We start from the raw sequence: 14,880 nt of genomic DNA on the forward strand, positions 1-14,880 counted from the left end.
CGCCCCAGCGGCCATAGAAGCGCTCGGTCTTCTTCATGCAACTGTCGCGCGACAGCGATAGCCGGCACAGCGAGCGCAGGGTCGACGTGCCGTAGCGCCGCCCCGCGGCGTACCAAGCCAGGTCGCCCAGCAGGCTGGCCGCGACGGACAGCGCCAGCGCGGCAAGGCAGCCGAACCAGGCCGTCGCCCCGCCCTGCAATGCGAAGCCGGCGCCGACCACGATCAACGTCGGCATCGCGGGCACCGGCAAGCCCAGCGACAACGCCAGCACGTTCACGAACACGAGCGCCAGCCCGAACTGCTCCAGCAACGCCTGCATCACCGACTCCAACGCCCCTCGCGATGATGCGGATTATCCCGCTTCAGCCGCCGCGAGCGACGGAACGGTACGTTTCCGCGATCCGGCGTTGCCATTCGTCGAACAGCCCTTGGCGTCGCAGGCGCTGCCGCCACCACGCCAGCGCATTGCCCTCTTCCTCGATCCGCCAGGCGAGATAGAAGGTCTCGTCGGGCTTGCGCTCATCCACCCGGACCGGCACCAGCGCCCCGGCCTCGATGGCCGCCTGCGCGTAAGGCAGGGGCAGGAAGCCATAGCCGAGGCCCGATCGCTGGAACAGGTACTTGTCGTGCATGCTCGCCACGGTCAGCACGTCCCGTTCCGACAGCAGCCCGACCGTCCTCGGCAGCAGCCGGCGCGCACTGTCCCCCACCGCGATCGCGCGATGCGCCGCCAGGTCGGCGGAAGAGACCTTGCCCGACGCCGCCAACGGATGGTCCGGCGCGACGACGAACACGAAGCCGATCCTGCCCAGCGGCTCGGCGACGTACCCCGCTCCGCTCGGCCCCTCCCCGGCCGCGACCACCAGGTCCACCCGGCGGTCCAGCAGCGCCTCCCAGGTCCCGGACAGCGCCTCGCTCTGCACGCGCAGCCGCGTGTTCGGCGCGGTGTTGCAGAAGGCCCGGATGTCGGGTTCCAGCAGCCATCCCGGAAGCGCCGAATCGATCGCGATCCCGAGATCGGCCTCCCACCCGGAAGCCACGCGGCGCACCCGCTGCTCGAGCTCCTGGGCGGCCTGCAGCAGGTGCCGGCCCTCGCGCAGCAGCTCCCGGCCGGCCTCGGTCGGCCATGCCTTGGGGCCGGAGCGCTCGAACAATTGCACGCCGAGGTCTTCCTCCAGCTTGGCGACCGTGTAGGAGATCGTGGAAGGCACCTTGAACAGGACCTTCGCCGCCCCCGCGAACGAGCCCCGCCGATCGATGGCATCCAGGATCTGCAGAGCGTCCAGGCTGATCTTCATGTTCGAATTTTTCGATTGTATAGCCCAAATCTACTCGCTTTTCCTCCCGCGAGAAAGGCCACAGACTTTCGCCAACCCAAAGGAACCGAACGGTTCGGCTCCGCGGACACCATCGACAGAATCGAAAGGAGACCACCATGCTTCAGATCCGCAAGAGCGATACCCGGGGCCGCGCCGAATACGGCTGGCTGTCGTCCCGCCACACGTTCTCGTTCGCCCACTACCACGACCCGCGCCACATGGGCTTCGGCCCGCTGCGCGTGATCAACGAAGACCGCGTACAGCCCGGCGAAGGCTTCGGCACGCACGGCCACCGCGACATGGAGATCGTGTCCTACGTCCTGTCCGGCGCACTGGAGCACAAGGACAGCATGGGCAGCGGCTCGGTGCTGCATTACGGCGACGTGCAGCGGATGAGCGCCGGCAGCGGCGTCACCCACAGCGAGTTCAACCATTCGTCCAGCGAACCGGTGCATTTCCTGCAGATCTGGCTCTTCCCGGAACGCAACGGCATCGAACCGAGCTACGAGGAAAGGCACTTCGCGCCCGAGGACAAGCGCAACCGGCTGCGCCTGATCGCCTCCCCGGATGCGGCCGAAGGCTCGCTGCTGATCCACCAGGACGCGCGCATCTTCGCCTCGATCCTCGACGGCGGACAGCAGCTCGAGCACGCGCTCGGCCAAGGCCGCGGCGCCTACGTGCAAGTGGCGCGCGGCAGCCTCTCGGTGAACGGCCAGCGGTTGGACCAGGGCGATGCCGCACAGGTCACCGCAGAGGAGCGCATCGTCCTGTCCGGGGGACAGGATGCCGAGATCCTGCTGTTCGACCTGCCATTGAACTGATGCCGCGCCCAAACGCAAACAACCCGCCGGAAGGCGGGTTGTTCGTAACTGGCGGAGTGAGAGGGATTCGAACCCTCGATAGAGCTTTTGACCCTATACTCCCTTAGCAGGGGAGCCCCTTCGGCCTCTCGGGCATCACTCCGGATTTTCGTCCCCGCCGCGGCGTCGCGCTGCGGGGTGCGAAGAATACCGGTTAACGAGGGCGAACGTAAACCCTCAATGCGAAGATTATTCCTCGCCGGCGCCCGAACCGTGCGAAGTCGGCTCTTCGCCGCGCTGGATGCGCTGGTAGATCTCTTCGCGATGCACCGCGACGTCCTTCGGCGCAGTAATGCCGATACGCACCTGGTTGCCCTTGACGCCCAGCACGGTCACGGTGACCGAATCTCCAATCATCAAGGTTTCGCCAACGCGGCGGGTCAGGATCAACATGTCAGTGGTTCTCCAGGAACTGGCAGGGACTTCCCCGCCAGCATCGGCGCTCCGGACGGAGCGCCCTACAGTCAGAGGAAAAGATTGGAAATGTTAACGGCACCACCACCGACCATCAAGGCGCGGCGCCGATACATTCAGGAGAGGTGCTGCCTGACCCACTCGGTGACTCCGCTGAGAGTCGTGGCAAGGGCGGGCCCGTCCTCGCCACCACCCTGGGCGAGGTCCGGGCGGCCGCCGCCCTTGCCACCGATCTGACCGGCGACATGCGCGATGAGTTCCCCCGCCTTGACCTTGCCCATTGGGCTGCCATTCACACCCGCGACGAGCGCGACCTTGCCGTCGACGACGCCCGCGAGCACGACCACCAGGTCCCGCACCTGCTGCTTGAGGCGGTCGACCGCCTCGCGCAACGCCTTGGCGTCGAAACCGTCCAGGCGCACCGCGATCACCTTTGCGCCGGCCACGTCCACGGCCGAACCGGCCAGATCGGCCGTGGCGCTCGAAGCCACCTTGGCCTTGAGCGCTTCCAGTTCGCGCTCGAGCTTCTTCTGCCGCTCGCCGAGCTGGCGGATCTTGTCGACCACGTCGGCGGCGCTGCCGCCCAGCAGGCTCGCGGCCTCCTGCAAGCGCCGCTCTTCGCCGGCCACGTGATCGAGGGCACCCCGGCCGGTGACCGCTTCGATACGCCGCACTCCGGAGGACACGCCGCCTTCGGAAACGATCTTGAACAGCCCGATGTCGCCGGTGCGGGCCACGTGGGTGCCGCCGCAAAGCTCCACCGAGGGACCCATCGTCACCACGCGCACGCGTTCGCCGTACTTCTCGCCGAACAGCGCCATCGCGCCCGCGTCCAGCGCGGCCTGCATGTCCATCTGCTGGATGACCACCGCGTGGTTGGCACGTACTTCGTCGTTGACCTGGCGTTCGATCTCGGCAAGCTCCGCGGCCGTCACCGGCTGGAAGTGCGAGAAGTCGAAACGCAGGCGATCCGGCGCGACCAGCGAGCCCTTCTGCGCCACGTGGGTGCCGAGCAGGCCGCGCAGGGCACCGTGCAGCAGGTGGGTCGCCGAATGGTTGAGCACGATCGTGCCGCGGCGCTCCGCATCGACGCTGCCGGACAGCACGTCGCCGATCTTCAGCCTGCCCTGGGCGATGCGGCCTACATGGCCATGGAACTGCCCGGCGAACTTCTGCGTATCGGTCACGTCCAGGCGCATGCCCGGCGCGGCCAGTGTGCCGGTATCGCCGACCTGGCCGCCGGATTCGGCATAGAACGGGGTGCGGTCGGTCAGCACGATGACCTCGTCGCCCTCCGAGGCGGACTCCACCGGGCGGCCATCGCGCAACAACGCCACCACCTTCAGGCCGTCGGCTTCCAGCAGGTCGTACCCGAGGAAGACCGTCGGCGACAGCGCCGCCACCAGCTCGGCCGGCAGTTGCACGCCGCCGCCGAACTTGCCGGCCGCACGGGCGGTTTCGCGCTGCCGCTCCATCGCGGCATCGAAGCCGTCCATGTCCACGCTCATGCCGCGCTCGCGCGCGATATCGGCGGTCAGGTCGACCGGGAAGCCGTAGGTGTCGTACAGGCGGAAGGCCTCGGCGCCGGGGATCACCCCGTCGGCCGCCTTTGCCGCGACCTCGTCGAAGATCTTCATGCCCGCATCGAGCGTCTCCGCGAAGCGCTCCTCCTCGGCCAGCAACGCCCGCGCCACCGTGTCCGCCGCCGCCGGCAGTTCCGGATAGGCCTCGCCCATCTGCTCGACCAGGGTCGGGACCATCTTGCTGAAGAACGGCTGGCGCACGCCGAGCATCCAGCCATGGCGCAAGGCCCGGCGGATGATCCGGCGCAGCACGTAGCCGCGCCCTTCGTTGGACGGCAGCACGCCATCCACGATCAGGAAGGAACAGGCGCGGATATGGTCGGCGATCACGCGCAGCGACTTGTTCTCCAGGTCGGCCGTGCCGGTCAGCTCCGCGGCCTTGCGGATCAACGCCTGGAACAGGTCGATCTCGTAGTTGCTGTGCACGTGCTGCAGGATCGCCGCCAGGCGCTCCAGGCCCATGCCGGTGTCCACGCACGGCGCCGGCAGCGGCACCAGGGTGCCGTCGGGCTGGCGGTCGAACTGCATGAACACCAGGTTCCAGATCTCGATGAAGCGATCGCCATCCTCGTCCGGCGAGCCCGGGGGGCCGCCGGCGATGTGTTCGCCGTGGTCGTAGAAGATCTCGGTGCAAGGACCGCACGGGCCGGTATCGGCCATCTGCCAGAAATTGTCGGAAGCGTACGGGGCGCCCTTGTTGTCGCCGATGCGCACGATGCGCGCTTCCGGCACGCCGATCATGTCGCGCCACAACGCGTAGGCCTCGTCGTCGGTGTGGTAGACCGTGACCAGCAGGCGCTCGGCCGGCAGCTTCCAGACCTGGGTCAGCAGTTCCCAGGCCCAGGCGATCGCTTCCTTCTTGAAGTAATCGCCGAACGACCAGTTGCCCAGCATCTCGAAGAAGGTGTGGTGGCGGGCGGTATAGCCGACCGAATCGAGGTCGTTGTGCTTGCCACCGGCACGCAGGCAGCGCTGGACGTCGGCCGCGCGCACGTAGCTGCGCTTTTCCGCGCCCAGGAACACGTCCTTGAACTGCACCATGCCGGAGTTGGTGAACAACAGGGTCGGGTCGTTGCCCGGCACCAGCGGTGCCGACGGCACGATGGTATGGCCCTTGCCCTTGAAGAACTCGAGGAAGTCGCTGCGGATCTGGGAGGTGGTGAATTTGGCGGGTGCGTTCATGGGGCTGGCAGTAGGCGGGCGCCGCCGGGACGACAGCACTCCCGGCGGGCACGGAATCGGGACGACCTAAACTGCCAAGGGTATCAGGCCTTGCCTGTTCAGTCCTCAGGATCGAAACGGGTCGCGGCCCGGATACTGTCGCCGTCGAAGCCCCGTCGTGCCAGGAGGTCCGCGGCCTTGCGGCGCTGGGCGAGATCGGTTGGCCCGGCCTCGCCGAACCGGCGGCGGACCAGGTCCCGGGCATTCTCGGTCCAATCGCCTTCGAAAGCCGCCATGGCGGTGGCCACGGCATCGCCGTCCAGCCCGTGCGTGGTCAGTTCGGCGCGGATATGCAGCGGTCCATAGCCACTGGCCGCACGGCTGCGCACCAGCGATTCGGCGAACCGGGCATCGTCCTGCCACCCCTCCCCGGCCAGGCGCTCGACCGCTTCGAGGGCAGCCTCCGCCTCGACGCCCCGCGCCTGCAGCTTGCGGGTCAGCTCCTTGCGCGAATGTTCGCGCCGCACCAACAGCCCCAGGGCGCGCTGGAGCGGCGTGGGCGGGGTCCTCGGTTTGCGCTCGGGCTTGGAAGTCATCGTTGGTTCGTCAATGCCGGGCGGCACCCTGTCCATTCGCTCATCCCGTCCCAGGCGAACGTCGCTTTCCGGCCGCGCCGGCCCTTGGCGTGGGAACAGGCAACTCGGCAGCGGTGGCCAGGATCAATCGACGCAACAGATCGGGATCGTCCAGGACCTCGTCCACCACGAACCAAGCCTTTGCTCCAGGATACGGCTTTCCCTCGGTCATCGAGGGCAACAGGCGGCGTCCCGCCTCGGTGGGCTTGAGGAACAAGGAGTTGTCGGCGGCCACGGCCACGAACTTGCCGTCGCAGTACAACCCGTATTCCCCGAACATCTTGCGGCACGTCAGCCGCTGCGGCAGGTCCGCCTGTTCGCGGATGTACTCGATGAACCCTGGGTCGGTGGCCATGGCGGTTCCCTGCAACAACACCGGATCGGCTCGGACCAGGAAGCGCGCCTTCCCTGGCGCCCGTCCTCCTGGCCTCATCCGGAGTGCCCCGGGCGAGGGACGTCACTGACAGCGTCCCTCGCCCAGAGCGGAAAACACGCGGGGACTCAGTCGTCCAGGTCCTCGCCCTCGTCGCGCGAAGCCTCGGCCGGCTGGAACTTCTCGCGCAGCTCGGCCTCGATCTTGGCCGCCACCTGCGGGTTGTCGCGCAGGTAGGCACGGGCGTTGTCCTTGCCCTGGCCGATGCGCTCGTTGCCGTAGCTGTACCAGGCACCGGCCTTCTCGACCAGCTTGGCCTCCACGCCCATGTCGATCAGTTCGCCCTCGCGGCTGATGCCTTCGCCGTAGAGGATCTCGGTGACGACCTGCTTGAACGGCGGCGCCAGCTTGTTCTTGACCACCTTGATCTTGGTCTGGTTGCCGATGATCTCGTCGCCCTTCTTGATCGAACCGATGCGGCGGATGTCCAGGCGCACCGAGGCATAGAACTTCAGCGCGTTGCCGCCGGTGGTGGTTTCCGGGCTCTGGCCCGGCATCATCACGCCGATCTTCATGCGCAACTGGTTGATGAAGATCACCAGCGTATTGGAGCGCTTGATGTTGCCGGTCAGCTTGCGCAGGGCCTGGCTCATCAGGCGCGCCTGCAGGCCCGGCAACTGGTCGCCCATCTCGCCCTCGATCTCGGCCTTGGGGGTCAGCGCGGCCACCGAGTCGACCACCAGGATGTCCACCGAGCCCGAGCGCACCAGCATGTCGGCGATTTCCAGCGCCTGCTCGCCGGTATCCGGCTGCGACAGCAGCAGCTCGTCGACGTTGACGCCCAGCTTGGCGGCGTAGATCGGGTCCAGCGCGTGCTCGGCATCGATGAAGGCAGCGGTGCCGCCCTGCTTCTGGCACTCGGCGATGGCCTGCAGGGTCAAGGTGGTCTTGCCCGAGGATTCCGGACCGTAGATCTCGACCACGCGGCCCTTGGGCAGGCCGCCGATGCCCAGGGCGATATCCAGCATCAGCGAGCCGGTCGGGACGGCCTCGACGGGCTCGACCACGCGGTCGCCCATGCGCATCACCGAGCCCTTGCCGAACTGCTTCTCGATCTGGCCCAGGGCAGCCGCCAGCGCGCGCTTCTTGTTCTCGTCCATCGTGTGTTCCTCGTCAGTGATCGGAATGGGGTCAATCTAGCGTCGATGTATCGCAAGGGCTGAGACTGCCGGCGACGCGATCGAAATTAATCGGCGGGCGGGTCCGCCGGCACCAGTGCATGCCGGCCGCGAGCGTGGGAAAACCCCACGGCCCGGCCTCGGGCGACGGCCTCAACGGTTCGGCCTCAGCAGGCCGCAATACAGGCCTTCGATCGCGAAATCCTGGTCCGGCAGCACTTCGATGGGGGCGTAGTCCGGATTGCGCGGCAGCAAGCGGATGCGATCCTTGCCGATCTTCAGCAGCTTGACGGTGATTTCCTCGTCGATCCGCGCCACCACGATCTGCCCCGAACACGCATCGCGGGTGCGGTGCACGCCGATCAGGTCGCCGTCGAAGATGCCTTCGTCGCGCATCGAATCCCCCTGCACCTTGAGCAGGTAGTCCGGCGAGGGGGAGAACAGCACCCGGTCGAGCACCACGAAATCGTCCGAACCGATGTCGGCGCCGATCGGCAGGCCGGCCGCGACCCGGCCCAGCACCGGCAGGCGCAGGACATCGTCCTGCTGCCGGGGCGGCTCGATGGCCTCGACCGCCGGGGCGACCAGGCGGATACCGCGCGCCTGCCCGGGCACCCGCCGGATCGCTCCGGCCTGCTCCAGCGCTTCCAGGTGGTATTGCGCGGCACGCACGCCCTTGAAGCCGAAGGCACGCGCGATCTCGGTCTGCGACGGCGGCACGCCATCGGACTCGATGCGTTCGGCGATCATCGCCAGGATCGCCTGCTGGGTGTCGGTCAGGTCCATGGTTAGTAGTATTACTACTAATTCAGGCGGTCGCAAGCCCCGATAGCCTCGGACGCCGCCGGTCAGTCCCTGCCGCTGCGCCAGATCGAGATCAGGATCCAGATGCCGCACAGGGCGGCGCCGACGAAGCCGGTCACGCCGATCGCCAGCAGCCACCGGCTGGAAATGCCGCCCACGCTGTTCATCACGATCGAGGAACCGATCACCAGGGCCGCGGTGACGATGCCCATGGTCAGGCGGTTGGCGGCGCGGTTGATCTGGGCGCCGAAGGCCTTGAGCGACTGAGTTTCCACATGCAGTTGCAGGCGGCCGCGGCGGGCCGCCTGCAGCAGCCGCTTGAGATCGCGCGGCAGGTTGCCGACCAGGTCGATGGCGCCGGTCAGGCTGCGCCGGCCCCGCCGCAGCACCTGGCCGGGCGCGAAGCGCTGCAGCAGCGCCCGCTGCAGGTAAGGCCGCGCCTCGCTGGCCATGTCGAAATCGGGATCGAGCTGGCGCCCCATGCCCTCCAGGCTCAGGAACGCCTTGATCATCAGCGCCAGGTCGGCAGGCAAGGTCAGCGCGTGCTCGCGCAGGATCGCGGTGATGTCGGCCAGCATCGCGCCGATCCGCAATTCCTTCAGCGGCACGCCGCGGTACTGATCGACGAAGGTGCCGATGTCCTGCTGCAGCCGCATCTCGTCGACCTCGATTCCGCCCGCGGCCCACTCCAGCAACACGTCGACGACGATCTCGGCGTCGTGGTCGACCATGCCGTACAGCAGCTGCGCGACCTGCTGGCGCCGTTGCTCGGAAATGCGCCCGACCATGCCGAAGTCGATGATGGCGATGCGGCCGTCGCGCATGTAGAAGATGTTGCCCGGATGCGGATCGGCGTGGAAGCAGCCGTCTTCGAGCACCATCTTCAGCACGATGCCGGCGCCGAGCCTGGCCAGCTGCACGCGGTCGAGGCCCGCCGCATCGGCCGCCGCCAGGTCGCGCCCGGGGATGCCATCGACGAAGTCCTGCACGTTGAGGCTCTCGCAGGTCCATTGCCAATGCACGGCGGGGATGACCACCTCGGCATGGCCGGCGAAGTTGGCGGCGATGCGCTCGGCGTTGCGGCACTCGGCGGCGAAGTCCAGCTCCCGCCGCAGCGATACCGTGAACTGGTGGACGACCTCCTTCGGTCGGTAGCGCTGCAGGTCCGGCGCGCGCGCCTCGACGATCTCGGCCAGCCTCGCCAGCAAGCGCAGGTCGGCTTCCACCACCTCGCGGATGCCCGGCCGGCGCACCTTCAACACCACGGCGCGGCCATCGTGCAGCCAGGCACGGTGGGTCTGCGCGAGCGACGCCGCCGCCAGGGCCTTCTCGTCGAAGCGCGCGAACGCCTGCTCGGGCGGAACGCCGAGGTCGGCCAGCAACTGGTCGCGGATCCGCTCGAACGGCAGCGCGGGCACCGCGTTCTGCAAGCGGGAAAGCTCGTCGGTCCATTCCGGCGGCAGCAGGTCCACGCGCGTGGCCAGTACCTGCCCCAGCTTCACGAACGTCGGCCCGAGTTCCTCGAGGGCGCGCCGCACCCGCACGGCCGCGGACATGCGCAACATGCCTTCGCCGTTGTGCCAGTGCAGCAGCCGCCCCGCCCGTTCCAGCACGTCGGCCAGGCCGATGCGGCGCACCACGTCGCCGAATCCATGGCGGATCAGCACCGAGGCGATTTCCTGCAGCCGCCCCAGGTCGCGTACCGTGCCGAGCGCATCCCACATCATCGGGCGCGAGCTCCACGCTGCCGCGGCAGGCCGTCGATGCTCACAGCAGCGCGCTCAAACCCCGCAGTGCCGCGGCGACGGTCTGCCGGCGCACGGCATCGCGATCGCCGTCGAAGTGGAACACTTCCGCGCTGGCGTAGCCGCCGCGCCGCTTCCAGCCGATCCAGACCGTGCCCACGGGCTTGCCGGCGCTGCCGCCGCCGGGGCCGGCGATGCCGGTGACCGCCACGGCGATGCTCGCCCCGGAATTGGCCAGCGCCCCCGACACCATCTCGATCGCCGTCTCGCGGCTGACCGCGCCATGCGTCTCCAGCGTCTGCGGGCGCACGCCCAGCAGCGCCTGCTTGGCTTCGTAGCTGTAGGCGACCATGCCGCAATCGAACCACGCCGAGGAACCGGCCACATCGGTCATCGCCTTGGCGATCCAACCGCCGGTGCAGCTTTCCGCCGCGACGAGATGTTCGCGCCGGTCGAGCAGTTGCGCCCCCAGCGTTTCGGAAAGCACGCGCAGCTCTGGATCGGAAGGAATGGGCATGGATCTCGCGCCGATGGACCAGGCCCGTCTTTTAACCGAATTCGCAAGCCATGTCTGCCGCCGGCGGCCGCGGCGCCTTCGGCGGCGCACCGGCGTTCATGCTCAATGGTCGTGGTGGAGGTACGCCGCCTGCCTGGGCAGGCGCAGGCTGACCAGGAACGTCACCACCATCATCGCGGTGACGTACCAGAAGAACGCCGGCTCGTGGCCCAGCTTCTTCAGGCCCAGCGCGACGTACTCGGCCGAACCGCCGAAGATCGCGTTGCCCACCGCGTAGGCCAGCCCCACGCCGAGCGCGCGCACTTCCGGCGGGAACATCTCGGCCTTCACGATGCCGGCGACCGAGGTATAGAAGCTGACGATCGCCAGCGCCAGCACGATCAGCGCGAAGGCGGCGACCGGGTTGGCGACATGCTGCAAGGCGGTCAGGATCGGCACCGTGGTCAGCGTGCCGAGCGCGCCGAAGATCAGCATGTTGTTGCGGCGGCCGATGCGGTCGGACAGCATGCCGAACGCCGGCTGCATGCACATGTACAGGAACAGCGCCCCGGTCATCACGAAGCTGGCGGTCTTGATCGGCAGGTGCACCGTGTTGACCAGGAACTTCTGCATGTACGTGGTGAAGGTGTAGAAGATCAGGGAGCCGCCGGCGGTGTAGCCCAGCACGGTGAAGAACGCTGCCTTGTGGCGCCGGAACAGCGCGCCGAGCGATCCCGCGTCCTTCCCCTTGCGCACGTCCTCGCGCTGGGTCTCGCGGAGCGTGCGCCGCAGCAGCACCGACACCACCGCCGCGATCGCGCCGATCACGAACGGCACGCGCCAGCCCCACGCGCGGATCTCCTGCTCGGACAACAGCGCCTCCATCGCCACGATCACCAGTACCGCCAGCAACTGGCCGCCGATCAGGGTCACGTACTGGAACGAGGAGAAGAAGCCGCGCTGGCCCCGCAACGCCACCTCGCTCATGTAGGTGGCCGTGGTGCCGTACTCGCCGCCGACGGACAGCCCCTGTACCAGGCGCGCGACCAACAGCAGCGCCGGGGCCAGGGCGCCGATCTGGGCGTGGGTCGGCAGGCACGCGATCATCAGCGAGCCGCCGCACATCATCGACACCGAGATCAGCATCGAGGACTTGCGCCCGTAGCGGTCGGCGACGCGCCCGAACAGCCATCCGCCGATCGGGCGCATCAGGAACCCGGCCGCGAACACGCCGGCCGTGTTCAGCAACTGCGCGGTGGTATCGCCCTTGGGGAAGAACTCGGCGGCGAAGTAGATCGCGCAGAACGCATAGACATAGAAGTCGAACCACTCCACCAGGTTGCCCGAGGACGCCACCATGATCGCGAACACGCGATGGCGTTTTTCCTCGGCGGTGTAGTGCGGAACCGCGGCGACCGGCTGCTCGGACATCGGAGGAACTCCGTGATGGCCCTGGACTCCGGGCGATCATGCGCCAGGCGAAGTGAACGCCCCGGCACGCCGTGCCGCCCGGATCCCCCGCCTACCGGTCCTGCCGCCCCGGGGCGCATGCCCAGGGCGCTACCACTCCCGCGCCGGCTGCGGCAGCAAGGCCCGCACCGGCTCGCCATCGCGCCCGGCGGCGAGCCGCTCGGCCTCGGCCAGCGGCAAGTCCACGTCGATCAGCCAGCCGTGTTCGTCGGCCCGTTCGCCGCGCACCACGTCCAGCGCATGCAGCCGCGAGCGCAGCCGGCCAGCCGACGCCGGCAAGCGCAGCGTGCCCTGCACGTGCTGGAGATTGAGCCGGCGCGCCAGCACTTCGCGCAGCAGGTCCAGGCCGTCGCCGCCGCGCGCGGAAATCCAGACCCGCTCGCGCCGCGCCTCGTCCGGCACGCCATCCTGCGCGTCATGCCGCACTTCGGCGCCCTCGATGCGGTCGATCTTGTTGAACACCAGCAACTGCGGCAGTTCGCCCGCGCCCACCGCGTGCAGCACCTCGTCGACCTGGCGGATGCGGTCCTCGCGCAACGGATCGGCCGCATCGACCACGTGCAGCAGCAGGTCCGCCTCGCGCGCTTCCGACAGGGTCGAGCGGAATGCCGCCACCAGTTCGTGCGGCAGGTCGCGCACGAAGCCGACGGTGTCGGCGAGCACCACGTGCCCGCCCGGCAGCGCGATGCGGCGCACGGTCGGGTCCAGCGTGGCGAACAGTTGGTCCGCCGCGTAGGCCTCCGCGCCGGTCAAGGCGTTGAACAGGGTCGACTTGCCGGCATTGGTATAGCCCACCAGCGCCACGCGCGGCAGCTCGCTGCGCACGCGCGCGCGGCGCATCTGGGTGCGCTGCACCTCGACCTTGTCCAGCCGCTTCTGCAGTTGTTCCACCCGCTTCTGCAGCAGGCGGCGGTCGGTCTCGAGCTGGGTCTCGCCAGGGCCGCGCAACCCGATCGAGCCGCCGCGCTGGCGCTCCAGGTGGGTCCAGCCACGCACCAATCGCGTCGCCAGGTGGCGGAGCTGCGCAAGTTCCACCTGCAGCTTGCCCTCGTGGCTGCGCGCACGCTGGGCGAAGATGTCCAGGATCAGCCCGGTGCGGTCGATCACGCGCCGCTGCAGGTACTTCTCCAGGTTGCGCTCCTGCACCGGGGTGAGCTGGTGGTTCACCAGCACCAGGTCGGCGCCGGTGGCGTCGGCGGCGGCCTTGACCTCTTCCAGCTTGCCGCTGCCGATGAGGGTGGACGGGCTCGGCCGGTCGATGCGCGCGGTCAGCGTCGCGGCCACGCTCGCGCCGGCGGAGCGCGCCAGGTCGGCGAACTCCTCCAGCACGTCCTCCTCGGCAGGCCCGCCCGCGTGGGGCTGGATCAACAGCGCGTGCTCGCCCTTGCGCGAACGGTCAAACACGCATCACCTCGAACTCAGTCAACGTCGCCGTCATCCTGGCTGGAAGCGTCGCCCGCGGACTGCACGTAACCGCCGCCCGGCCCCACGCGCACGTTGCGCGCCGGCACGACCGTCGAGATCGCATGCTTGTAGACCATCTGGCTGACGGTGTTGCGCAGCAGGACCACGAACTGGTCGAACGACTCGATCGTGCCTTGCAGCTTGATGCCATTGACCAGATACACCGACACCGGAACCCGCTCGCGGCGCAGTGCATTGAGGAAAGGATCCTGCAAGGACTGTCCCTTGGACATTGAAGACTCCCTTTTTTAATTATTGATTGTTCTTATTGGGCCCGGTCGACACCTGCTTTTCCCCAGCCGGTTTCCGGACCCCGGATGTTACACGGCCTTGGGCCCGCTGGCAGTGTCCTGGAGCCCGTTATGGTCCCCGGGTCGATGTGAAAGGAATGCGGCGACGGCCTCATCCACGCGTCCGGCGTCGCTCTCGGGGTCGAACCAGCGCGCGTCCAGCTCCCCGCGCAGCCAGGTCAGCTGGCGCTTGGCCAGTTGCCGGGTGGCGTGGATCGCCCGCTCGCGGAATTCCGCCGCGCCCCAGCGCCCGTCCAGGTGTTCCCAGGCCTGCCGGTAGCCGACCGCCCGCACCGCCGGCAGGTCGAGCGGCCTGGCGACCCGCGTCATCTCCGGCATGGCCCTCAGCGCGCGGACCTCTTCCAGGAATCCGTCCGCCAGCATCGCGTCGAACCGGCGCTCGATGCGCGCGTGCAGGACGGCGCGCTCGCGCGGCGCGAGCACCAGCTTGAGCACCCGCAGCGGCAGGCGCGGCGGCGGCGGCATGGCCTGCCACTCGCTGATCGGGCGCCCGGTCAGGCGATAGACCTCCAAGGCGCGCTGGATCCGTTGCGGATCGGTGGCGTGGATGCGCGCCGCCGCGACCGGATCGACCCGGGCCAGCTCGGCATGCAGGGCTGGCCATCCGCGCGCGTCGGCCTCCGCCGCCAGGCGGGCGCGCACCTGGGGGTCGGCCTGCGGCATCTGCGAAAGCCCGGTCAGCAGCGACCGGAAGTACAGGCCGGTACCGCCGGCCAGGATCGGCAACCGCCCGCGCGCGACGATCCCGTCGATGGCCCCACGCGCGTCCCGGGCGAAGTCCGCGGCCGAGTAGGCCTGCCACGGATCGCAGATATCGATCAGGTGGTGCGGCACCGCGGCCAGCATCGCGCGGTCCGGCTTGGCCGCGCCGATATCCAGCCCGCGGTACACCAGGGCCGAATCCACGCTGACGATCTCGCCTCCCCAACGCCGCGCGAGCGCCAGCGCCGCCGCGGTCTTGCCGCTGGCGGTCGGCCCCATCAAGGCGATGGCAAGGGGACGGGTGTCGTGCATGGTCGCCATTCGAAGGCCTACACGCCGGGCCGTGCCGGCCGGCAGGCGGGAAG

14 protein-coding genes and 1 tRNA gene are annotated in these 14,880 nt (G+C 68.7%); 1 reads left to right on the plus strand and 14 read right to left on the minus strand.

The features are described from left to right. Positions 1 to 362 precede the first annotated feature (362 nt). Positions 363 to 1,298, minus strand: a complete 936-nt coding sequence (locus tag FD678_RS00140) for a LysR family transcriptional regulator (RefSeq protein ID WP_140718594.1) — start codon at positions 1,296 to 1,298, stop codon at positions 363 to 365. Between the two features lie 137 nt (positions 1,299 to 1,435). Between FD678_RS00140 and FD678_RS00145 the strand changes: the two genes are divergently transcribed. Beyond that, entirely contained in the window at positions 1,436 to 2,140 is a 705-nt protein-coding gene (locus FD678_RS00145) for a pirin family protein (protein WP_140718595.1), read from the plus strand. Positions 2,141 to 2,189: 49 nt separating this feature from the next. Here the strand turns inward: FD678_RS00145 and FD678_RS00150 are convergent. The 13 genes from FD678_RS00150 to miaA all read right to left on the minus strand — a co-directional run bounded on the left by FD678_RS00150 (position 2,190) and on the right by miaA (position 14,827). Beyond that, positions 2,190 to 2,282 (minus strand) — tRNA-Ser (locus FD678_RS00150). Positions 2,283 to 2,368: 86 nt separating this feature from the next. Beyond that, positions 2,369 to 2,572: a carbon storage regulator CsrA gene (gene csrA, locus FD678_RS00155; protein ID WP_140718596.1), complete on the minus strand. Its 204-nt coding sequence runs from the start codon at positions 2,570 to 2,572 to the stop codon at positions 2,369 to 2,371. Positions 2,573 to 2,709: 137 nt separating this feature from the next. After that, a complete protein-coding gene (alaS, locus tag FD678_RS00160; protein WP_140718597.1) occupies positions 2,710 to 5,358 on the minus strand; it encodes an alanine--tRNA ligase in 2,649 nt (882 codons plus the stop codon). Positions 5,359 to 5,456: 98 nt separating this feature from the next. Then, on the minus strand, positions 5,457 to 5,933 hold the full coding sequence (gene recX, locus FD678_RS00165; protein ID WP_140718598.1) for a recombination regulator RecX: 477 nt from the start codon (positions 5,931 to 5,933) through the stop codon (positions 5,457 to 5,459). A 40-nt stretch (positions 5,934 to 5,973) separates the two neighbouring features. Beyond that, complete coding sequence (locus FD678_RS00170) at positions 5,974 to 6,327, minus strand: TfoX/Sxy family protein (RefSeq protein WP_140718599.1); 354 nt, start codon at positions 6,325 to 6,327, stop codon at positions 5,974 to 5,976. Positions 6,328 to 6,473: 146 nt separating this feature from the next. Beyond that, on the minus strand, positions 6,474 to 7,505 hold the full coding sequence (gene recA, locus FD678_RS00175; protein WP_140718600.1) for a recombinase RecA: 1,032 nt from the start codon (positions 7,503 to 7,505) through the stop codon (positions 6,474 to 6,476). A gap of 171 nt (positions 7,506 to 7,676) precedes the next feature. Further along, the gene (gene lexA, locus FD678_RS00180; protein WP_140718601.1) at positions 7,677 to 8,309 is read right to left on the minus strand and encodes a transcriptional repressor LexA; all 633 of its coding nucleotides are present in this window, start codon (positions 8,307 to 8,309) and stop codon (positions 7,677 to 7,679) included. Positions 8,310 to 8,371: 62 nt separating this feature from the next. Then, on the minus strand, positions 8,372 to 10,054 hold the full coding sequence (gene ubiB / locus FD678_RS00185) for a 2-polyprenylphenol 6-hydroxylase (protein WP_218569396.1): 1,683 nt from the start codon (positions 10,052 to 10,054) through the stop codon (positions 8,372 to 8,374). Positions 10,055 to 10,094: 40 nt separating this feature from the next. Beyond that, the gene (locus FD678_RS00190; RefSeq protein WP_177497464.1) at positions 10,095 to 10,589 is read right to left on the minus strand and encodes a CinA family protein; all 495 of its coding nucleotides are present in this window, start codon (positions 10,587 to 10,589) and stop codon (positions 10,095 to 10,097) included. A gap of 102 nt (positions 10,590 to 10,691) precedes the next feature. Next, entirely contained in the window at positions 10,692 to 11,999 is a 1,308-nt protein-coding gene (locus FD678_RS00195) for an MFS family transporter (protein ID WP_140718602.1), read from the minus strand. A gap of 129 nt (positions 12,000 to 12,128) precedes the next feature. Next, positions 12,129 to 13,442: a ribosome rescue GTPase HflX gene (gene hflX / locus FD678_RS00200; protein WP_140718603.1), complete on the minus strand. Its 1,314-nt coding sequence runs from the start codon at positions 13,440 to 13,442 to the stop codon at positions 12,129 to 12,131. 14 nt (positions 13,443 to 13,456) lie between these two features. Continuing rightward, a complete protein-coding gene (gene hfq, locus FD678_RS00205; protein WP_140718604.1) occupies positions 13,457 to 13,735 on the minus strand; it encodes an RNA chaperone Hfq in 279 nt (92 codons plus the stop codon). A gap of 87 nt (positions 13,736 to 13,822) precedes the next feature. Then, entirely contained in the window at positions 13,823 to 14,827 is a 1,005-nt protein-coding gene (miaA, locus tag FD678_RS00210; RefSeq protein ID WP_140718605.1) for a tRNA (adenosine(37)-N6)-dimethylallyltransferase MiaA, read from the minus strand. Positions 14,828 to 14,880 lie beyond the last annotated feature (53 nt).

This window comes from Pseudomonas sp. Hp2 (genome assembly GCF_006386585.1).
GTDB classification, from domain to species: domain Bacteria; phylum Pseudomonadota; class Gammaproteobacteria; order Xanthomonadales; family Xanthomonadaceae; genus Pseudomonas_S; species Pseudomonas_S boreopolis.